Below are 19,548 nucleotides of genomic sequence, written 5' to 3'. Positions count from 1 at the left end.
TCGGGCCCCCAGGTGCAACGGACCCACCCGGTTTCACTCGCGATTCCGAACAGGCGGACCGCCAGGGGCCCGCCCCGCGTGTCGTTCACGCGCACGCGCGGGGCGAGGACTCATGGCATCCCTGGCGTCAGCGGCGCGACCTGCATAGGCTGCGGCCCGTGAGCAGCACCCCCCCGCGTTCCACCATCCTCATCGTCGACGATGAACCGGACCTGCGTGAGGTCGTGGCGGAGCTGCTGGAGATGGAGGACTACACGGTGCTCCAGGCCGCCAACGGACAGGCCGCCCTGGACCTCCTGGCCTCCCACGACGATGACCCGCCCTGCCTGGTGCTGCTGGACCTGATGATGCCGGTGATGGACGGCCACGAGTTCCTCCACCGCATCCAACAGGACGTGCGCTACCGCGAGCTGCCCGTGTTGATGCTCACCGCCCACTTCTCCGCCAAGGCGCCGCCGGGCACGGTGGGCCTGCTGCGCAAGCCCGTGGACATCGCGGAGCTGCTGGCCACGGTGGCCCGTCACTGCCCCGCCTCCTGAGCGCGGGGGGCGTCACGCCTGCACGGCGTGCACGGCGATGGCGTCCAGCAACGCCTCCAGCTTCACCGGCTTGCCCAGCCGTCCAGACACGCCCTGCGGCAGCGGCAGCGTGGGGTGCGCCGTCAGCACCAGCACCCGTGTCAGCGCCAGCACGCCCGTGTCGCGCAGGCGTTCGATGAAGGCATGGCCGTCCATCACCGGCATCACCAGGTCCAGCAGGATGAGGGCGGGCATCCGCTCCTGCCGCGACAGGACGCCCAGCGCGTCCTGGCCGTTCACCGCGGTGTGGACCTGGTAGCCCTCCGACTGGAGGATTTCGCGCAGCGCCTCGCGCACGTCCTCGTTGTTCTCCACGAGGAGCAGGGTGGCGCGGTGTTGCGGAGTGGACACACGCGCACCGTAGGGCACGGGCCCCGGCGTTTCCAGGCGGCGCGTGGGACTGGCCGGCCGGCAAGCATGCGAACGGATTGACGCGCGCCCACCCGGGCTCATGCGCCGCTTCGGGGCAGTGTCAGGGTGAACACGGTCCGCTCCGCGTCCGACGTCACGGTGAGAGAGCCCCGGTGGCCGCGCGCGATCTGGTCGGAGATGAAGAGCCCCAGGCCCAGCCCGGAGGGCACGTGGGCGCCGGTGTGCGCGCGCTGGAACGGATGGAACAGCGTCTTCAGCGCCTCCGGGTCAATGGCCTCGCCGGGGTTGGTCACCCGCGCGATGACCTGCTCCGGCTCGCCCGCAAGCGCCAGCTCCACGGTGGCGTCCGGCGGGCTGTACTGGAGGGCGTTGCCCACCAGGTTGCTCAGCACCTGCGCCAGCCGGTCCGCGTCCCAGTTGCCGGTGAGGGGACCGGTGGCCGTCACCTCCACGGTGCGGTTCGGGTGCCCCAGCTCCAGCTCCTCCACCACCTGGCGCGCCACCTGGCCCAGGTCCGTGGCGCCCGGGGTCAGCGGGATGCCGCTGCCCAGCCGGCTGCGGGTGAAGTCCAGCAGCTCGGTGATCATCCGCGTCATCCGGTCCGTGCTGTGGATGATGCGGCTGGCGGTGCGCTCCAGCGGCGCGGGCAGTTGTTCGCTGGCGACGAGGTAGCTGGCGCCCATGCGGATGGAGTTGAGCGGGTTGCGCAGGTCGTGGCCGACGATGCCCAGGAAGCGCTCGCGGAACTCCGCGGTCGCGCGCAGCTCCTCTTCCGCCTGCTTGTGCCGGGTGACGTCCACCATCACGGTGCCCACGCCCACGACCTCTCCCCGCGCGGTGCGCACCGGGTGGTAGCTGGCCATCACGTGCACCCCGCTTCCGGGGGCGTCCGGGGGCTCCAGCGTGAAGCCCAGCTCCTCCACGGGCTCGCCCGTCTCCATCACGCGGCGAAGCACCGGCTCCAGCCGGGGCGCGTACCGGGGCAGCACCTCCGCCAGCGTCCTTCCCGAGTAGGCCTCCACGGGCAGCCCGTCCAGCTTCGCCATGCGCGCGTTGACGCGCACGAAGCGCAGGTCGCGGTCCAGCAGGGACAGCCCCACGGGCGAGGACGTGAGGAGCGCGTCCAGCTGCGCGAACACCTCCGCCTTCTCCACGCTCGCGCGCCGCACGTCGTCCACCAGCCGCTTGGCGCGCGCGAGCGCGTCCACCCGCGCGCGCACCTCCTCCGTGCGGAAGGGCTTGGACACGTAGTCGTTGGCGCCCGCGCGCAGGCCCTGCACCAGGTCCTCCGGCCGGCTGTGCGAGGTGAGCAGCAGCACGGGCAGCGCCTCCGTCTCCCGCTGGCCGCGCAAGAACTGGCAGACCTCCGGACCGGACATTCCCGGCATCTCCCAGTCCAGCACCACCACATCCGGCGCCCGCCCGGCGTGCAGGCTTTCGAGCATCGCGGCGCCGTCCGGGAACGTCTCCACCCGGAAGCCCGTTCCCAGCGCGGTCTTGATGAAGCGCGCCTCACTGGCGCTGTCGTCCACCACCCAGACACAAGGTGCGGGCTCCGGCGGGACCAAGGGGAGTCCCGGCGGGCGGGGGAAGGCGGCGTCGGGCGGAGGAGGCGGGCGCATGGATGGAGTTCGGTCCCCGGAGCGGAAGGTCAGCAGGGCGCAGGGTGCCGGATGTCATGGATGTCCGTGGCGCTCTGTCTCCCGGCGTGGCACACCGTCCAGGGCAGGCGTGGACAAACCAACGTTCAGCGCGCGCCGGATGACTCATTTCTTTCAGCGGGTCGGAATCGGTCTAGCTTGGCCGGTCGTTTCTAGAGGACGCCATGCCCGAGGTACTCGTCGTCGATGACAGCAAGGTGATGCGCGACATGGTGGTCGCCTGCCTGAGGCCCTACCCGGACAGCCACTTCACCCAGGCGTCCAGCGGGTTGGAGGCCATCGAGCAGCTGTCGCTCAAGCCGTATGACCTGCTCGTCCTGGACCTCAACATGCCCGACATCGGGGGCATCGAGGTCGTGGAGTTCGTGCGCGGACAGGACCACCTGCGCAACCTGCCCATCATCATCGTCACCACCCGGGGCGATGAAGCGTCCCGCGAGCGCGCGCTGCAGGCCGGCGCGAACCGCTTCATGACCAAGCCCTTCACGCCGGACTCCATCCAGGGCGCCGCCCGGGCCCTCCTGGAGACCTCGGCCGAGGCGCCGCGCGGGTGACGGGAAAAGGGGAGTTCGCGGAGTTCCTCCCCGCGTACCTGGCGGAGGTCGATGAGCTGCTCGCCGCCTCGCAGAAGGAGCTGCTCGCGGTGGAGGAGGCGGTGCGCAAGGGGCAGGCCCAGCCCCGCGCGGTGCGCGAGCTGTTCCGCGCGCTGCACACGCTCAAGGGCCTGTCCGCCATGGTGGACGTGGAGCCCGTGGTCTCCCTGGCGCACTGGATGGAGGCTTCGCTGAGGCTGGCGGACCAGGCCGGCGGCCGGCTGCCCGAGTCCAGCGTGGAGCCGCTGGTGGAGGGCCTGCGCGCCATCGAGCTGCGCGTGCGGCAGCTGGGCGCTGGCAAGGCCGCCTCGCCCGCGCCCGCGGGCCTGCTGGAGCGGCTGGAGGCGCTGGGGCCGCAGATGCGCGACGCGGCCCCCAGGCGGGCCCGGCGGGTGGTGCTGGACGCGGACGCCGCGTTCGCCTCGCGGCTGGCCGCGTCCGAGCGCGAGCAGCTGGAGGGCGGACTCGCCGGAGGCCAGCGCGCGCTGCGGCTGGACTTCGTGCCGTCGTCGGAGCGCGCCGCGAAGGGCCTCAACATCAACACCGTGCGCGAGCGCGTGGCGAAGCTCGCGGACATCGTGAAGGTGCTGCCCCTGTCCGGCGCGGCCGCGGGGGGCGCGTCGCTCGCGTTCGCGCTCCTGTTGAACACCCGCGCGGAGGACGCCGACCTGTTGGACGCCGTGGGCGGCCCGCCCGCCACGGTCCGCTCCCTGGAGGCTCCCGCGCCCGCGGAGGCCCCGTCCGGGGACGCCGCGAGCCTTCCCGGTCCCGCCGTCCTCGACGAGGAGCTGGAGGAGCCGGAGGTGCGCCGCGGCGGAGGACTCCTTCGCGTGGAGGTGTCGCGGCTGGACGAGGCCATGGAGTGGCTGGCGGCGCTCGTGGTCAACCGCTCCCGGCTGACGCGCGCCGTGGCGGCGCTCACCCAGGCCGGGGCGCCCACGCGGGAGCTCACCGCCATCCTCCAGGAGAACGGCCGGCAGCTGCGCGACTTGCGCTCGGCCATCCTGCGGCTGCGCATGGTGCGCGTGGGCGACGTGCTGGAGCGGCTGCCCCTGCTGGTGCGGGGCCTGCGCCGCGCCACGGGCAAGGCGGTGCGGCTGGAGCTGGACGTGGGCGACGCGGAGCTGGACAAGGCGGTGGCGGACCGGCTCCTGCCCGCGCTGGTGCACCTGGTGCGCAACGCGGTGGACCACGCGCTGGAGTCCCCCGAGGAGCGCCAGGCCGCGGCCAAGCCCCCGGAGGGGCTGGTGCGCCTGTCATGCCACGCGCGCGCCAACGGCCAGTTGGAGCTCACCCTGCGCGACGACGGCCGCGGCGTGGACGCGCAGGCGGTGGCGAAGGCGGCGAACAGCGCCGTGCCGGACTCCGCGGACGCGCTCCTGGACCTCCTGTGCCGCCCCGGCCTGTCCACGCGCCAGGAGGCCACGCGCACCAGCGGCCGGGGCATGGGCATGGACATCGTGCGGCGCATCGTCGTGGAGCAATTGGGCGGGGAGCTGCGCATGGACACGCGCAAGGGCGTGGGCACCACCTTCACCGTGTGCGTCCCCCTCACGGTCACGCTGATGGACGCCATCATCTTCGAGTGCGCGGGCCGCCGGTACGCGGTCTCGGTGGCCACGGTGGAGGAGCTCATCGACGTCACGGGCGTGGTGCGGCCGGCGGGCGCGGACGGCGTGGGGCTGGTGGAGCGCCGGGGCGCGGCCGTGCCGCTGGTGTCGCTGGCGCGGCTGCTGGACGCGGGGGGGCCCGGGAGCGCCAGCGAAGCGGGCCAGGGCGCCAAGGCGCTCATCGTGCGCCAGCGCGGGGAGCCGGTGGCCTTCGCGGTGGACCGGCTCGTGGGGCAGCAGGAGATCGTCCTGAGGCCGCTGGAGGATCCGCTGGTGCGCGTGCCGGGCGTGGCCGGCGCCACGGACCTGGGTGACGGCCAGCCCACGCTGGTGCTGGACCTGGGCGCGCTGGGCGCGGCGCGCTCGGGCCGCCGCAAGCGCGCGCCGCGGGTTGGGGAGTGGGTGACATGAACGTGCTGCACGTGCTGTTCAAGGTGGACGGGACGGAGTACGCGATTCCCGCGGCGGACGTCGTGCAGATGGAGTCCTTCACCGGCGCGACGCCGGTGCCCGGGGCGCCCGCGCACGTCGCGGGCCTGGTGCAGGTGCGGGGCCGGGTCATCCCCGTGGTGGACGCGAGGGCGCGCTTCGGGCTGCCGGCGGGGACGCCGTCGCTGGATTCGCGGGTGGTGGTGGGGCAGCTGGGCGAGCGCACAGTGGGGCTGCTCGTGGACAGCGCCCGCGAGGTGTTGAAGCTGGATCCGCGCACCATCCAGCCGCCTCCCCCCATGGTGGTGGAGGGCGCGAAGGGGTTCGTGAAGGCCGTGACGCAGGTGGGCCCGCGGCTGGTGATGCTCATTGATTTCCCCCGGGTGGTGGGGGAGGAGGCGGCGGATGTCGACGGACAACGGTAACAGCGTGCGCAAGCTGGAGGACGCGCGCGCGCTGGCGGAGCGCGCCTCGCTCCAGGTGGCGGAAGGCGTGGGGCTGGTGAAGTCCACCGAGCAGCTGACGGCGCGGCTCGCGTCCGCGGGCAACGACCAGGCGGCGGCGGGCGAGCAGGTGCGCATCGCCATCGAGTCCGTGGCCGCGCAGGTGGAGCAGACGAGCGCCGCCGTGCAGGCGCTGGTGCGCAGCCAGACGGCCACGAGCGACGCGGCGAAGGCCGTGCAGCAGGAGGCCGAGACCACCGCGGGCGCCATGCAGGAGGTGACCGCGTCCGTGTCCAGCGTGCGCAAGGACGCGGGCGTGCTGTCGTCCAGCGCCGACGTGACGGCCTCCACGCTGGAGGAGGTGGCGCGCTCGGTGAAGGGCGTGAGCGCCAACGCGGAGGACCTGGCCGCCTCCAGCGAGCAGCTGCTGGCGAGCATGCAGGAGATGACCGCCACGGTGGAGGACCTGGTGTCGCGCAACCAGACCAGCGCCGCCACCACGGAGGAGGTCGCCGCCACCATTGAAGAGATGTCCAAGGGCATCACCCGCCTGGCCACGGACGCGCAGGGCGTGGGTGAGCGCATGGGCCAGGTGTCCGGCGCCGTGATGTCCCTGGGCAGGACGCTCCAGGACGTGGTGCGCGACGCGGCCGCCATGGCCGCCAGCGTGGAGGAGACGGCCTCCACCGCGGAGCAGGTGGCGCGCAGCGTGCGCGGCGTGGCCGAGCACACGCGCACCCTGGAGGCCAGCGCGGTCACCACCGCGTCCACCGTGCAGGAGGTGGCCGCCAGCGTGGAGGAGGTCGCCGCCACCGCGGAGAAGAACGCCGCCGTGGTGGACACCAACGCGGCCACCATCGAAGAGCTGTCGCGCTCCGCCCAGGCGGTGGCCCGCGCGGCGGAGAGCATCAACAACCTGGCGTCCACCAGCGCCACCGCGTCCTCGCAGCTGGAGTCCTCCACGCGCCGCGCGTCGCAGCTGACGGAGGAGGCGCGGCAGGCCGCCGAGCGCGTGGGCGCGAGCGCGCGCGAGGGCGGCGCCACGGTGGCGCGCTCCATCGCGGGCTTCGGCCGCATCCGTCAGTCCATCGTGGAGTCGTCCGGGGTGATGAAGGAGATGGGCCGGCGCGCCGAGGAGATTGGCGACATCGTCCAGACCATCAACCTCATCGCGGACCGCACCAACCTGCTGTCGCTCAACGCCAGCATCGAGGCGGCGCGCGCGGGTGAGCACGGCCGCGGCTTCGCGGTGGTGGCGGAGGAGATCCGCGCCCTGGCGGACCGCGCGGCGGCGGCCAGCAGCGACGTGGCGAAGATTGTCCGGGGCCTCCAGGCGACGGCGCGCGAGGCGGCCGTGGCCACCGGCGAGGGCGTGCGCGCGGCGGACGAGGGCGCGGCGCTGGCGGGGGACGCGGAGCGCGCGCTGGGCACCATCCTCAAGGGGGTGGACGACCTGGGCCTGAACGTGCGCGAGGCGTCGCGCGCGTCGGCGGAGCAGGTGCAGGCGGTGCAGGCGCTGGTGCAGGCCACGGCGAAGGTGAGCGAGCAGGGGCGGCTCATCGCCGCGTCCGCGGTGGAGCAGGCGCAGGCCGCGCAGGCGCTGGCCCAGGGCGGCACGGAGATGCGGCGCATGGCGCGGCAGACCACCCAGGCCACCCAGGACCAGGCCAAGGCGCTGCGCGACGCGGTCCGCTCCAACAACCAGCTGACGGAGGTGGCGGAGAAGGTGTCGCGCGCGATGCAGGAGCAGGCGCAGGCCGCCACGGACCTGGCCCGGGGGGCCACGCAGATGCGCCAGCTGGTGCAGGGCGTGAACAGCGCGGTGATGGCCCAGGGCCAGCAGGTGGCGGTGCTGGGCACGGCGGCGCAGGAGGTGGCGACCTCCACGCAGCGCACGCTCACCGGCGTCGCGGAGCAGGCCAAGGCCGCGCAGGAGGTGACGAAGGCCATGGAGGCCACGCGCAAGGAGGTGGCCCAGTCCACGCGCGCCATGGCGGAGCAGGCCCGCGCGCTCAAGCAGGGAGAGCTCGCCAGCCGCCAGGTGGCCAGCCTGGCCAAGGAGGTGACGCGCGCCACGGAGGAGCAGGCCCAGGCGCTCACGTCGCTGGTGCGCGGCGCGGAGGAGGTGCGCCGGGTGGCGAAGTCCACCGCGCGCGCGCTGGATGAGCAGACGGACGCCCTGGCGCTGCTCACCGCGTCCGCCGCGAAGCAGGCCACGGGCGTGGCCTCGGTGGCGAAGGCCACCCAGGACCAGGCCGTGCTGACCGAACAGCTGGGCCGGTCGGTGGAGGACATGCGCACCCGTGCCAGGGAGATCGCCGGCACCACCGCGGAGCAGGCGCGCGCCATGGCCGTCACCGCCCAGGAGGTGAAGGAGGTGGCGGGCCGGATGGGGCAGCTGTCGCGGCTGCATGGAGAGCAGGTGGAGGGCTTGAGCCACCTGAGTGGCCTCCTGGGTGGGACGACGCCGCGGAGCACGCGGGAGCAGGCCACGTGAGCACCCCCGCGAAGCAGCACCCGCTGTCCCTGTCCGCGGACGACCGCGCGCGGGTGGAAGAGGTGGAGCAGCTGGCGCGCCGGGGCCCGGTGAGCCTGCCGGTCCTGGTCCAGGGGCTGGACGCGCCGTCGTGGGCGGTGCGCCGCGCCGTGGTGTCCGCGCTGGCGCGCCTGGGCACTCCCGCCGTGGGGCCCCTGTGTGAGGTGCTGCGCCACCGCCGGGACAACGAGGCGCGCATCGCCGCGGCGGTGGACGCGCTGGTGGCCGCCACGGGCGAGGTGGAGGCCCGGGTGGAGGCGCTGGGGGACGACCCCAATCCGGCCATCGTCTGTGACGCCGCGCAGGTGCTGGGGCGGCGTCGCAGCCGGCGGTCCGTGCCGCTGTTGTCGCGGCTCATCGTCCACCCGGACGACAACGTGGCGGTGGCCGCCATCGAGGCGCTGGGCCGCGTGGGCGGCGGCGCGGCGGTGGACGCGCTGCTGGCCTCGCTGGGCAGCGGCAACTTCTTCCGCATCTTCCCCGCCATCGACGTGCTGGGCCGCTCGGGGGACCCCACCGTCGTGCCGGCGCTGATGGCGCTCTTGTCGGACCCCTTCTACGTCCTGGAGGCGGCGCGCGCCCTGGGGCGCACCGGCCAGGAGGCCGCGGTGCCCGCGCTCGTGAGCCAGCTCCAGCGCGGCAATGACGCGGTGGTGCGCGTGGCGGCGGTGGCGCTCGTCGAGATCCACGACGCGCAGGTGCAGCGCTTCGGCGGCGCGCGCACGGTGCCGTCGGTGCTGCGCTCCAGCTCGGCGGATCCGCACCCCACGGGCCGCCGGCTGGCCCAGGTCATCGCGGGCGCGGACGCGGGAGAGAAGACCGCGGTGGCGCGCCTCCTGGGCTGGGTGGGCGGCGCGGACGCGGCCGTGGGGCTCTTGAAGCTGCTCGACTCGCAGGACCTGGGCGTGTCGCGCGCGGCCGCGGCGGCGCTGGGCGAGCTGGGCGCGGAGGCGGACGCGCAGATTCTACAGGCGCTGCGGGAAGGGGACAGCTCGCGCAGGCGGGTGCTGTTGCCGCTCGTGGGCAAGCGCTCCGCGGCGGTGCCGGACGTGCTGCTGTGCCTGGAGGACCGGGACGCGACGGTGCGCGCGCTGGCGGCGGAGACGCTGTCGCGCATTGGCGACACGTCCGCGGTGCCGGCCCTGTTCGCGCGGCTGTCGGACGAGGACCCGCGCGTGTCGCAGGCGGTGGTGGGCGCCATCCAGTCGCTGGGCAGCGAGGCGACGGAGGCCCTGGCGCTGGAGGCGGCGCGCTCCACGGACGCGCGCCAGCGGCGGGCGGCGCTGCGCATCGTGGCGTACTTCGGCTACCCGCGCGGCCTGGACGCGCTGCTCGCCGCCATGCGGGACCCGGACGAGCGGCTGCGCGACGCGGCCATCTACGGCCTGCCCTTCATCGACGACCCGCGCGCGGTGGACGCGCTGCTGGCCGCCGCGAGCCATGAGTCGGAGCGCACGCGCGCCACCGCCATGCGCGCGCTGGGACAGACGGACAAGCAGGCGCGCATCACCTCCACGCTGCTGGGGGGCCTCAACGACCGCGACCCGTGGGTGCGCTACTACGCGTGCCAGTCGCTCGGGAAGCTCAACGAGGAGGCCGCCGCGGACGCCATCGTCGCGCTGGCCAACGACGACGCGGGCCAGGTGCGCGTGGCGGTGGTGGACGCGCTCGCGCACATGCACACGGAGAGCGCCATGGCGGCGCTGCGCCGGGCGGCTTCCTCCGCGGACGCGGACGTGCGCCGCGCGGCCCTCCTGGGCCTGGGCGTGGCCCGGCGGCCGGACGCGCTGCCGGTGCTCCTGGAGGCGGTGCACTCGGAGGACCCGGCCACGCGGCTGGTGGCCCTGTCCGCCGTCGCGGAGTACGACGCGCCGGAGACGCTCCCCGCGCTCCTGCGCGCCGCCGGAGACCGGGACGACAGCGTGCGCAGCGCGGCGGTGGGCTTCCTCGCCACGCGCACGGGCCCGCATGCGACGCAGCAGCTGGTGTCGCTGTTGGGCGACATGATGCTGCGCGAGCAGGTGGTGTCCGCGCTGGCCCTGCCGGTGGAGGGGCGCCTGCCCGGGCTGATGGCGGCGCTGGAGGTGGCGGACGACGCCACGGCGCCCCTGCTGGTGGCGGCGCTGGCGCGCATGCGCCGGGCGGACGCGCGGGCGGCGCTGATGCAGGCGCTGGTCAGCGCGAGCCCCGCGGGCCGCCGGGCCACCGCGCCCGCCGTGGCGGCGCTGGGCACCGTGGAGGCGCGCGAGGCGCTGGACCGGGCCGCCCACCGCGACGAGGACCCGGAAGTGCGCCGCGCCTGCCTGCTGGCCCTGGGCCGTTGAAGAGAAGCCACGGCCCATGAACGCGCTGCCGCTGTCCCCGCAGGTCCTGGCCATCCTCTCCATGCTCATCGAGCAACGCTCGGGGCTGCACTACGGGCCCGAGGACCGGGACCTGCTGGCGGAGAAGCTGTCCACCCGCGCGCTGGACGCCGGGTTCGACTCGCTGCTCGACTACTACTACTTCCTCCGCTACGACCCGAAGGGGCTGGAGGCGCTGGACTCACTGGTGGAGGCGCTGCTCGTCCACGAGACGTACTTCTTCCGGGAGCCCCAGGCGCTGGAGGTGCTGGTGGACGAGCTGCTCGTTCCGGAGGTCCGCGCCGGCCGCAAGCCCCGGGTGTGGTGCGCGGCGTCCTCCACCGGCGAGGAGCCCCTCACGCTGGCCATGGTGCTGGACGCGCGCGGCGTGCTGAACGACGTGTCCATCCTCGCCACGGACCTGAGCGCCCGGGCGCTGGAGCGCGCGAAGGCGGGGGAGCACAACCTGCGCTGCCTGCGCGCGCTGCCTCCGGGCGTGATGGGGCGCTGGGTGGACCTGGTGGACGGCCGTCCCCGCGTGCGGCCGGAGCTGATGGCCCGCGTGGAGTGGCGCCAGCTCAACCTGGTGGACATGGAGCGCTACCCGGAGCCGGGCAGCTGCGACGCCGTCCTCTGCCGCAACGTGCTCATCTACTTCCAGGACGACACCGCGCGCCGCGTGGTGGACGGCCTCACCGGGGCGCTGCGGCCCGGCGGCCACCTGGTGGTGGGCACGTCCGAGTCGCTGATGCGCTTCGGCACGGCGTTGCGCTGCGAGGAGCGCCGCGGCTCGTTCTTCTACAGCAAGGCGGACCCATGACGTTGCGCGTGCTGGTGGTGGACGACTCCGCGTTCGCGCGCAAGGTGCTGCGCAAGGTGCTGTCGGAGGCGGAGGGGCTGGAGGTGGTGGGCACCGCGCGCGACGGGCTGGACGCGCTGGAGCGCGTGACGGAGCTCAAGCCGGACGTCATCACCCTGGACCTGGTGATGCCGTCGCTGGACGGCGCGGGCTTCCTGCGCGCGCTGGGCGGCATGCCGGACGCGCCTCGCGTGGTGGTGGTGAGCAGCGCGGGCACGGACAGCGAGCTGGCGGTGGCCGCGCTCGAGGCGGGGGCGGTGGACCTGGTGCACAAGCCCACGGCGCTCGCCACGGACCGGCTCTACGAGCTGGGCGCGGAGCTGGTGGAGAAGGTGCGCGTCGCGGGGCGCGCGGTGCCGCGCTACGCGACGGCGCTCGCGGCCGCCGTGAGCGCCCCGTCCCCGCGGTCCCTGCCCCTGGCGTCGACGAAGCTGCTGGCCGTGGGCACGTCCACGGGGGGGCCGCAGGCGCTGACGCGGCTGTTGGGCGCGCTGCCCCGGGACTTCCCGGCGCCGGTGGTGCTCGCGCTGCACATCCCCGCTGGCTACACGGAGGCCGTGGCGAAGCGGCTGGACTCGCAGAGCGCGCTGGAGGTGGTGGAGGCCAGCGACGGCCTGGAGCTGGTGCCGGGCCGCGCGGTGCTGGCGCGCGCGGGCCACCACCTGAAGGTGGCGCGGCACGGGGCGCTCAACCTGGTGCGCCTGGACCGCAACCCGCTGGGCACCCCGCACCACCCCTCCGTGGACGTGCTCTTCCAGAGCGTGGCGGACGTCTGGGGGAAGGACGCCCTGGGCCTGGTCCTCACCGGCATGGGCGAGGACGGCCTCCAGGGCGCGCGCGCCGTGCGCGCCGCGGGCGGCGTGGTGCTCACGGAGGCGGAGTCCTCCTGCGTGGTGTACGGCATGCCGCGCGCGGTGGCGGAGGCGGGCCTGTCCAACGGCAGCGCGCCGCTGGCCGAGCTGGTGCCCCTCATCTCCCGCTTCGTCTGAGTCAGGTGCGGTGCGGAGGCGGCGGGGGCGGCTCGGGCGGCGGGCCCTTCCGGGGCGGCGCGCGGCGCGGCAGCGTGACGGTGAAGGTGGTGCCGGCGTCCTCGGTGGAGGTGACGTCGATGGTGCCGCCGTGCGCGTGGACGATCTCCCGCACGATGTAGAGCCCCAGGCCGTAGCTCATCTTCAGCGTGCGCGTCTGCTGCGGGCCCTGGCGGAAGGGTTCGAAGAGGTGGGGCAGGGTGGCTTCCGGGATGGGGCGGCCCTGGTTGTGGACCGTCATCATCACCTTGTTGCGCAGGCCGTGCGTGGACAGGCGCACGGGCGCGTCCGCCGGGCTGTACTTGAGGGCGTTCTCCACCAGGTTGGACACCACCTGCGCCAGGCGGTCCGGGTCCCAGTGCCCCTGCGTGTTGCCCTTGTGCTCCACCACGATGTCGCGCTGCGGGAAGGCCACGCGGAACTCGTGCGCCACCTTGGTGAGCAGCTCCTTCGTGTCCGTGCCGCGCGGCTCTATCACCACGCCGCCCACCAGCCGGGCGCGGGTGAAGTCCAGCAAGAGGCGCGTCAGCCGCTCGATGCGCACCGCCGCGGTGGCGATGCGCCGGCTGGTGCGCGCCGTCTCCTCCGCGGGGCCGCCGGCCGCGAGCACGCGCGACCAGTTCATGATGGCGCCGAGCGGGCTGCGGATGTCGTGGCTGATGATGCCCATCAGGTGTTCCTGGAACTCGGCGTGCCGGCGCACCTCCTCTTCCGCCCACTTGCGCTGGGTGATGTCGCGGCTGATGCCGAACAGGCCGAACACGTTGCCTTCCGGGTCGCGCAGCGGGCCCTTGGTGGACAGCCACACGCGCGTGTCCCCGTGGGGGTCCTTCTGCGAGTCCTCGTAGGTGAGGGGATGGCCCGCCTTGAGCACGTCCCGGTCGTGCCTCAGGTTGACCTGCGTCTCGTCCGGCGGGAAGAGCTCCGCGTCGGTGCGCCCGCGCACCTCGGACACGGTGCGGCCCAGGGCCCGCGCGCCCGCGGAGTTGATGACCTGGTAACGGCCCTCCATGTCCTTGATGTAGATGGCGTCGGTGGTGCCCTCCATCACGGACTGGAAGAGCTCGCCCGCGCGCTGCAGCTCATGGCGGGCCTGGAACTCGCGGGTGATGTCGCGGCAGTGCACCAGCAGGCCGCCGTCCACGGGCTGGGGGCTCACCTCGAAGCAGAAGCCGCCCTCGTGCCAGCGGTGCTCATAGGGCGCGGCGGCGGCCTGCTCGGTCGCGGGGGCGTCCAGGCGCAGGTGCCCGGCCAGGCCCAGCACGTCCGCCGCCTTCTTTCGAAGGTCGTCCCCCGGCTGGATGCGCGGGCCCAGCAGCTCGCGCATGCGCCGGCTCAGCCAGGTGATGCGCCAGCCCGCGTCCACGCCGAGGAAGGCCTCCGGCAGCCCCTCCAACAGCGCGAGCAGACCCGGGCCGGAGGACTCCGTCGGTGACGGGGCGGTGGGACGGGAGCGCGGGCGGGCAGGGGCTTGGGCCATCGGCGGATTGTCGGGGTGCGGGAGCGGTTGGTTCCTTCAGGTGGAGAACACAGCACTGCCATGGAGCGTGCCCGGCTTCATCGCCGGAACACGGAACCAGGACAGCGCAGGGCGTCCTGACCGCCCGTGACTCGATTCAAGAACTCGTGGATTTCCGAGGGTAGGGAGGAACCTCCAGGAGGGAACGGGTCTGTGACGTTCTTGTCGCCCAGGCCCTGGGAGAGGTCCGCCATGCGACAGAAGACACGGCTCTGGAGGGGGACGGGGCGCATCCTCCCGGAACCATAGCGCGCGAAACGCGAAGCGGGGGCCCGCCCGGAGGGATGAGCCGCGTTCCCTGCGGCACACCCCCGTCCGGCCCTCCCTGGCGGGTGGCCCCGGTGGAGGGTTGTGACCGGAGCGGATGGCGCCGCTCTCAAGAGCTGGGAAGGAAGGGGGTGGACGCCACCCCGCCTCAGGGCTTCTTCGCTTCCCGAGGCTCCTTGGCCTCGCGGGCCTCGGCGTCGCCGCGCTCCAGCTTGCGGTAGAGCGTCTTGCGGTCCACGCCCAGGATGCGCGCGGCGAGCGTGCGGCTGCCGCCCACCGCCTCCAGCACGCGGTGGATGTAGCGGCGCTCCAGCTCCTCCAGCGTCACCAGCTCCGACGGGTCCGTGTTCTCCGGCACCACGCGCGGCGTGCTGTAGTTGCGGATGCGCTCCGGCAGGTCGTCCACGGTGAGCTGTTCGAAGGACGTGAGCGCCACGGCGCGCTCGATGCAGTTCTGCAGTTCGCGCACGTTGCCCGGCCAGCCGTAGGCCAGCAGGCGCTGCGCGGCGGCGGGGGACAGCCCCACCACCGTCTTGCCCGTGCGGGACGCGAACTGCTCCACGAAGCGCTGCGACAGGAGCAGCACGTCGTTGCCGCGAGCGCGCAGCGGGGGCAGCTCCAGGCCGATGACGTTGAGCCGGTAGTAGAGGTCCTCGCGGAAGCGGTTCTCCTCCACCGCCAGCTCCAGGTCGCGGTTGGTCGCCGCGACGATGCGCGCGTCGAAGGGCATCTCCGTGTCGCCGCCCACCGGGCGCACCACGCGCTCCTGGAGCGCGCGCAGCAGCTTCGGCTGGAGCGTCATGGGCAGCTCGCCCACCTCATCCAGGAACAGCGTGCCGCCGTTGGCCTTGATGAAGAGGCCGGTGCGCGACGCCTTCGCGTCGGTGAAGGCGCCCTTGGCGTGGCCGAACAGCTCGCTCTCCAGGAGCTGCTCCGGCATGGCCGCGCAGTTGATGGCCACGAAGGGCCCCTCCCTGCGCCGGCCCCGCGCGTGGAGGGCGCGCGCGGCCACCTCCTTGCCCGTGCCGCTCTCGCCCGTGATCAGCACCGTGGCGTCCACGTCCGCCACCCGGTCGATGAGCGCGTACGCCTGCTTGAGCGCGGGGCTCTCTCCCACGAGCGCGCCGTCGTCCTGGCGCTGATCCAGGGCCTGGCGCAGCCGGCGCACCTCCGCGCGCAGGGCGCGGTGCTGCACGGCGCGCTCCAGCACCAGCACCAGGGCGTCCAGGTCGATGGGCTTGGTGATGAAGTCGTAGGCGCCCGCGCGGATGGCGGCCACCGCCGTCTCCAGGCTGCCGAAGGCGGTGACGACCACCACGGGGATGTCCGGCCGGTTGAGCACGATGCGCTCGCACAGCGCCAGGCCGTCCATGCCCGGCATGCGCAGGTCGGTGAGGACGGTGTCGAAGTCCTCGGCGGCCAGCCGCTGGAGGGCCTCGTCCGCGGCGGCCACGGCCAGGGGCTGGAAGCCCCGGCGCTGGAGGCCCTTCTCCACCATCGTGCGCATCTCGCGCTCGTCTTCGACAATCAGGATGCGGCCTGGCATGCGTGCGTCCCTGGCGGCAGGTAGATGGAGAAACAACTCCCACGGCCTGGTTCACTTTTCACGTCAATCCAGCCGCCGTGGTCCCGCACCATCCCATAGGAGACGGACAATCCGAGCCCCGTTCCCTCGCCCACGTCCTTGGTGGTGAAGAAGGGCTCGAAGACGTGGGGCAGCACGTCCGGCGGGATGCCCGAGCCCTCGTCCTCCACGTCCAGCCGCACCCAGTCCTGCTCCGGGCCGCCCACGTCCGCGGGCGGCGTGGCGCGCAGCACCTGCGAGCGCACCCGCAGGGTGCCGGGCCGGTTCGTCGCCTGGAGGCCGTTCATCACCAGGTTGGTGAGCACCTGCTGGAACTGCCCCGCGTCCACCTCCACGATGAAGCCCGGGGGCACCTCCTGGGACAGCGTCACGCTGCGCTTGGTGGCCATGGGCTTGAGCAGCTGCAGGGTGCGCTCCGCCAGGAGCGACAGGTCCTCCGGCGCCCGGGACGGCGCGCGGCGCCGTGCGAAGTCCAGGAGCTGCCGGATGATGCCGGTCATGTGCTGCGCCTGCTGGAAGATGATGCGGGCGCACTCGTTCACCTCGTCGCCCTCCGCCTCGCCGGAGGAGACCATCTTCGCGCGGCCCATGACGACGTTGAGCGGCGTGCCCAGCTCATGCGCCACGCCGGAGGCGAGCTTGCCCACGGTGGTGAGCCGGTCCGCGTGGCGCAGGTGCTCCACCGTGGCCAGGCGCGCCTGCGTCTCCGACGCCAGCCGCGCCCGCGTCTCCTCCAGCTGCTCACCCATCCGGTTCATGGCCACCGCCAGGGTCGTCAGCTCGTCGCCCTGCTCGCGCCGCAGGGGGACGCGCGCGGTGAGGTCGCCCTCGCCAATGCGCCCCGCAAGGTGCACCAGCTGCTCCACGGGCCGGCCCACCAGCCTGCGGCCCATGGCCATGGCGGCCAGGAGGAAGAACACGGACAGCGCCGCCGTGGCGATGAAGGTGCCCAGCACGGTGGTGCGCACGTGCTGCTCCTGTTCGGACAGGGACTCGGTGATTTCGATGGCGCCCATGCGCCGGCCCAGGAACACCGGCGTGTACGAGCGCAGCACGCCCGGGCTGTTGGACGTGTCCATCAACCAGCCATCGTGCCCCTCGCGCAGGCTGGCCAGCAGGGCCGGGGGCAGCGCCGGCGCGAAGCCGGAGCCCGGCCCGCCATCCAGCCACACCCAGCGCAGCCGCACCTGCTCCTGGAAGCGGTTGGCCTGGTTGAGGAGCGTGAGCGCTTCGGCTTCGCCCGCCAGCTGCCACGCCTTGCCAATGGAGCCGGCCAGCGTGTGGCCGAGCAGGCGGTGGTCGTGCTGCGAGTCGATCTCCGACCGCGCGAGCTCCCGGTTGACCTGGAACGCCTGGAGGCCGGCCATCACCGCGACGGCGAGCAGCACCAGGGCCAGGGTGAACTTGCGAGCGAGCTTCACGAAAAGGCAACCCCCGGTTCGTGCGTGAGGGGGAAGGAACACACGGACCGGGGAGGTACGCTACGGGTACCGCGGGTGCTGCGTCACGACGGGGTTTGGCTAGTTGCTGCCCGAGCCCTCGGCCGGGGCGGCGGAGGCCTTCTGGCCGGCCGGCTGCTTCGCCTTCTTCGCCTTGGCGCCGGCCTTCGGCTGGGTCTGGGCGGGCGCGCTCTTGGTGGACTTGGGGGCGGCGGCGAACGCGCCCATGGAGGCGAGGGACAGGGAGAGACCGAGGACCAGGGCGGACGTGCGCTTCATGGAGAGACTCCGTATGGGCCCGCGAGAAGTGAGGTGCGGGGCTGACAAGGGCTAGAGCATCCGCCGTGCCAACCCCCGTCCCCGAGTAGGGCGCTGCCAACGCGAGGCGGAATGGCCATGCATGCCTGGGGCACATTGCCCCGGTGGGGGCAGGATGCCCCGGGACCGCATGCGGCACGACGGATCCACGTCCCTTCAAGCCATGGAACGCAGGGGCGTGGCATGCGCCGTGCTCCTTCCGCACCCAGATGTCGAACGCACCTCCACACGAAGAAGCGGCGCCCGCCGTGCGCATCCTGGTGGCCGAGGACGACGACGCGATGCGGGCGATGCTGGTGCGCACGCTGACGCGCTCGGGCTACACGGTGGTGGAGGTGGAGGACGGCTTCGAGCTGGGGGACTACGTGGCGATGATGCAGGGCCACGGCGGCTCGCTCGCTCCGCCGGACCTCATCGTCAGCGACGTGCGCATGCCGGGGCGCACCGGGCTGGAGGCGCTCGGGCGGCTGCGCGCGCAGGGCGTCACGTGCCCCGTGCTGCTGCTCAGCGCCTTCGCGGACGAGGAGACGCACGCGGAGGCGCTGCGGCTGGGCGCCCGGCAGCTGCTGGACAAGCCGGTGGACCTGGACGTGCTGAAGGCCGCGGTGCGCGACGCGGTGGCGCACCCCTGAATCAGGGCCCGGGGGCTCAGGCCGGCGTCCCCGCGTCGGCCGGCGGGACCTCCGGGACGGACCGGCCGTCGAGCTCGGCGCGCAGCCGCTCGCGGTCCAGCTCGTTCTCCCACCGGGACACGACGATGCTGGCCACGCCGTTGCCAATGAAGTTGGTGATGGCGCGCGCCTCGCTCATGAACCGGTCGATGCCCAGGATGAGGGCCAGCCCCGCCACCGGCACGGACGGCACCACCGCCAGCGTGGCGGCCAGGGTGATGAAGCCCGCGCCCGTCACGCCGGAGGCGCCCTTGGACGTGAGCATCGCCACGCCCAGCAGCGTGGCCGTCTGGGTGAAGGTGAGCTCCACGTTGAGCGCCTGGGCCACGAACAGCGCCGCCATGGTGAGGTAGATGTTGGTGCCGTCCAGGTTGAAGGAGTAGCCGCTGGGCACCACCAGCCCCACCACGGACTTCGAGCACCCCAGCCGCTCCAGCTTCTGCATCAGCGGCACCAGCGCGGACTCCGACGACGACGTGCCCAGCACCAGCAGCAGCTCCGCGCGGATGTAGCGCAGGAACTTGAGGATGGAGAAGCCATTCAGCCGCGCCACCAGGCCCAGCACGCCGACGACGAAGAGCACGCACGCCAGGTAGAAGCACCCCATGAGGCGCAAGAGCGGCCCCAGGCTGGTGACGCCGTAGGCGCCCAGCGTGAAGGCCATGGACGCGCCCGCGCCAATGGGCGCCAGCTTCATCACCGTGCGGATCATGTGGAAGAAGGCCTGGGAGAGCGCCTCCAGGAGGACGACCACGGGCTTCGCCGTGGCGCCAATGGCCGTGAGCGAGAAGCCGAAGAGCAGCGCCAGCAGCAGCACCTGGAGCAGGTCGCCCTCGCCGGTGAAGGCGTCCACGAAGGTGCGCGGGATGATGTGCAGCAGGAAGCCCGCGGTGGACTGGTCATGCGCCTGCTGGGCGAAGCGGGCCACGGCGCCCGCGTCCAGCGTGCGAGGGTCCACGTTGAAGCCGGAGCCGGGCTTGAGCACCCTCACCACCAGCACGCCGATGAAGAGCGCGAACGTGGAGACGACCTCGAAGTAGAGCAGCGCCTTGCCGCCCACCCGGCCCACCTTCTTCATGTCCGCCACGTTGGCCACGCCCAGCACCACGGTCAGGAAGATGACCGGGGAGATGAGCATCTTCACCAGCGCGATGAACCCGTCGCCCAGCGGCTTGAGCTTCACCGCCGTGGACGGCGCCAGGTGGCCCAGCAGGCCCCCCGCGAAGATGGCGGCCAGCACCCACAGGTAGAGGCGCGAGGAGGACTTCGAGGAGCCAGCGGACGCGTCGGCGCTCATG

16 protein-coding genes are annotated in these 19,548 nt (G+C 73.3%); 9 read left to right on the top strand and 7 right to left on the bottom strand.

From position 1 onward, the window contains the following. The first annotated feature begins 158 nt into the window (after positions 1-158). On the top strand, positions 159-539 hold the full coding sequence (locus KYK13_RS36255; protein WP_223639400.1) for a response regulator: 381 nt from the start codon (positions 159-161) through the stop codon (positions 537-539). Between the two features lie 12 nt (positions 540-551). Here the strand turns inward: KYK13_RS36255 and KYK13_RS36250 are convergent, their stop codons facing one another. Both KYK13_RS36250 and KYK13_RS36245 read right to left on the bottom strand, forming a co-directional pair. Beyond that, entirely contained in the window at positions 552-947 is a 396-nt protein-coding gene (locus KYK13_RS36250; protein WP_223639398.1) for a response regulator, read from the bottom strand. An 80-nt stretch (positions 948-1,027) separates the two neighbouring features. Beyond that, the gene (locus KYK13_RS36245) at positions 1,028-2,485 is read right to left on the bottom strand and encodes a response regulator (RefSeq protein ID WP_255654108.1); all 1,458 of its coding nucleotides are present in this window, start codon (positions 2,483-2,485) and stop codon (positions 1,028-1,030) included. Between the two features lie 290 nt (positions 2,486-2,775). Here KYK13_RS36245 and KYK13_RS36240 point away from each other — a divergent pair, with 290 nt between their 5' ends. Genes KYK13_RS36240 through cheB form a run of 7 tightly spaced genes read left to right on the top strand, consistent with a single transcriptional unit; the run spans position 2,776 to position 12,412 of the window. After that, positions 2,776-3,165: a response regulator gene (locus KYK13_RS36240; RefSeq protein WP_223639394.1), complete on the top strand. Its 390-nt coding sequence runs from the start codon at positions 2,776-2,778 to the stop codon at positions 3,163-3,165. Next, a complete protein-coding gene (locus KYK13_RS36235) occupies positions 3,162-5,225 on the top strand; it encodes a chemotaxis protein CheA (RefSeq protein WP_223639391.1) in 2,064 nt (687 codons plus the stop codon). The genes KYK13_RS36240 and KYK13_RS36235 overlap by 4 nt, the downstream gene beginning before the upstream one ends. Then, positions 5,222-5,668 carry a chemotaxis protein CheW gene (locus KYK13_RS36230; RefSeq protein ID WP_223639388.1) on the top strand — a complete coding sequence of 149 codons (447 nt, stop codon included), beginning with the start codon at positions 5,222-5,224 and terminating at the stop codon, positions 5,666-5,668. Before KYK13_RS36235 ends, KYK13_RS36230 begins: the two co-directional genes overlap by 4 nt. Beyond that, positions 5,649-8,183 (top strand): methyl-accepting chemotaxis protein, encoded by a 2,535-nt coding sequence (locus tag KYK13_RS36225; RefSeq protein WP_223639385.1) that lies wholly within the window; start codon positions 5,649-5,651, stop codon positions 8,181-8,183. The genes KYK13_RS36230 and KYK13_RS36225 overlap by 20 nt, the downstream gene beginning before the upstream one ends. Next, positions 8,180-10,546, top strand: coding sequence for a HEAT repeat domain-containing protein (locus KYK13_RS36220; RefSeq protein WP_223639382.1), 2,367 nt, complete (start codon positions 8,180-8,182; stop codon positions 10,544-10,546). The genes KYK13_RS36225 and KYK13_RS36220 overlap by 4 nt, the downstream gene beginning before the upstream one ends. 16 nt (positions 10,547-10,562) lie before the next feature. Continuing rightward, positions 10,563-11,384 carry a protein-glutamate O-methyltransferase CheR gene (locus KYK13_RS36215; protein WP_223639380.1) on the top strand — a complete coding sequence of 274 codons (822 nt, stop codon included), beginning with the start codon at positions 10,563-10,565 and terminating at the stop codon, positions 11,382-11,384. Further along, complete coding sequence (gene cheB / locus KYK13_RS36210; protein WP_223639377.1) at positions 11,381-12,412, top strand: chemotaxis-specific protein-glutamate methyltransferase CheB; 1,032 nt, start codon at positions 11,381-11,383, stop codon at positions 12,410-12,412. Before KYK13_RS36215 ends, cheB begins: the two co-directional genes overlap by 4 nt. A 1-nt stretch (position 12,413) precedes the next feature. On the opposite strand, the gene KYK13_RS36205 is transcribed toward cheB, so the two are convergent. The 4 genes from KYK13_RS36205 to KYK13_RS36190 form a co-directional block, all read right to left on the bottom strand. Beyond that, on the bottom strand, positions 12,414-13,931 hold the full coding sequence (locus tag KYK13_RS36205; RefSeq protein ID WP_223639374.1) for an ATP-binding protein: 1,518 nt from the start codon (positions 13,929-13,931) through the stop codon (positions 12,414-12,416). A 454-nt stretch (positions 13,932-14,385) separates the two neighbouring features. Then, entirely contained in the window at positions 14,386-15,783 is a 1,398-nt protein-coding gene (locus KYK13_RS36200; RefSeq protein ID WP_223639372.1) for a sigma-54 dependent transcriptional regulator, read from the bottom strand. Continuing rightward, complete coding sequence (locus tag KYK13_RS36195; RefSeq protein WP_223639370.1) at positions 15,765-17,243, bottom strand: sensor histidine kinase; 1,479 nt, start codon at positions 17,241-17,243, stop codon at positions 15,765-15,767. The genes KYK13_RS36200 and KYK13_RS36195 overlap by 19 nt, the downstream gene beginning before the upstream one ends. Positions 17,244-17,342: 99 nt before the next feature. Continuing rightward, positions 17,343-17,540, bottom strand: a complete 198-nt coding sequence (locus KYK13_RS36190; protein WP_223639367.1) for a hypothetical protein — start codon at positions 17,538-17,540, stop codon at positions 17,343-17,345. Positions 17,541-17,827: 287 nt separating this feature from the next. On the opposite strand from KYK13_RS36190, the gene KYK13_RS36185 reads away from it, so the two are divergent. Beyond that, positions 17,828-18,211 (top strand): response regulator, encoded by a 384-nt coding sequence (locus tag KYK13_RS36185; RefSeq protein ID WP_223639365.1) that lies wholly within the window; start codon positions 17,828-17,830, stop codon positions 18,209-18,211. 16 nt (positions 18,212-18,227) lie between these two features. On the opposite strand, the gene KYK13_RS36180 is transcribed toward KYK13_RS36185, so the two are convergent. Further along, positions 18,228-19,547: a dicarboxylate/amino acid:cation symporter gene (locus KYK13_RS36180; RefSeq protein WP_223639364.1), complete on the bottom strand. Its 1,320-nt coding sequence runs from the start codon at positions 19,545-19,547 to the stop codon at positions 18,228-18,230. Position 19,548 lies beyond the last annotated feature (1 nt).

The sequence above is a fragment of the Corallococcus sp. EGB genome (genome assembly GCF_019968905.1).
In the GTDB taxonomy this organism is placed as follows: Bacteria; Myxococcota; Myxococcia; order Myxococcales; family Myxococcaceae; genus Corallococcus.
This window is presented reverse-complemented; position numbering and strand designations above follow the sequence as displayed.

What these genes read in the sequence shown, in the direction of transcription:
- KYK13_RS36240 (WP_223639394.1), top strand. Translation starts at nt 2,776, where the DNA reads ATGCCCGAGGTACTCGTCGTCGATGACAGCAAGGTGATGCGCGACATG.
- KYK13_RS36230 (WP_223639388.1), top strand. Translation starts at nt 5,222, where the DNA reads ATGAACGTGCTGCACGTGCTGTTCAAGGTGGACGGGACGGAGTACGCG.
- KYK13_RS36225 (WP_223639385.1), top strand. Translation starts at nt 5,649, where the DNA reads ATGTCGACGGACAACGGTAACAGCGTGCGCAAGCTGGAGGACGCGCGC.
- KYK13_RS36215 (WP_223639380.1), top strand. Translation starts at nt 10,563, where the DNA reads ATGAACGCGCTGCCGCTGTCCCCGCAGGTCCTGGCCATCCTCTCCATG.
- cheB (WP_223639377.1), top strand. Translation starts at nt 11,381, where the DNA reads ATGACGTTGCGCGTGCTGGTGGTGGACGACTCCGCGTTCGCGCGCAAG.
- KYK13_RS36205 (WP_223639374.1), bottom strand. Translation starts at nt 13,931, where the DNA reads ATGGCCCAAGCCCCTGCCCGCCCGCGCTCCCGTCCCACCGCCCCGTCA.
- KYK13_RS36200 (WP_223639372.1), bottom strand. Translation starts at nt 15,783, where the DNA reads ATGCCAGGCCGCATCCTGATTGTCGAAGACGAGCGCGAGATGCGCACG.
- KYK13_RS36190 (WP_223639367.1), bottom strand. Translation starts at nt 17,540, where the DNA reads ATGAAGCGCACGTCCGCCCTGGTCCTCGGTCTCTCCCTGTCCCTCGCC.
- KYK13_RS36180 (WP_223639364.1), bottom strand. Translation starts at nt 19,547, where the DNA reads ATGAGCGCCGACGCGTCCGCTGGCTCCTCGAAGTCCTCCTCGCGCCTC.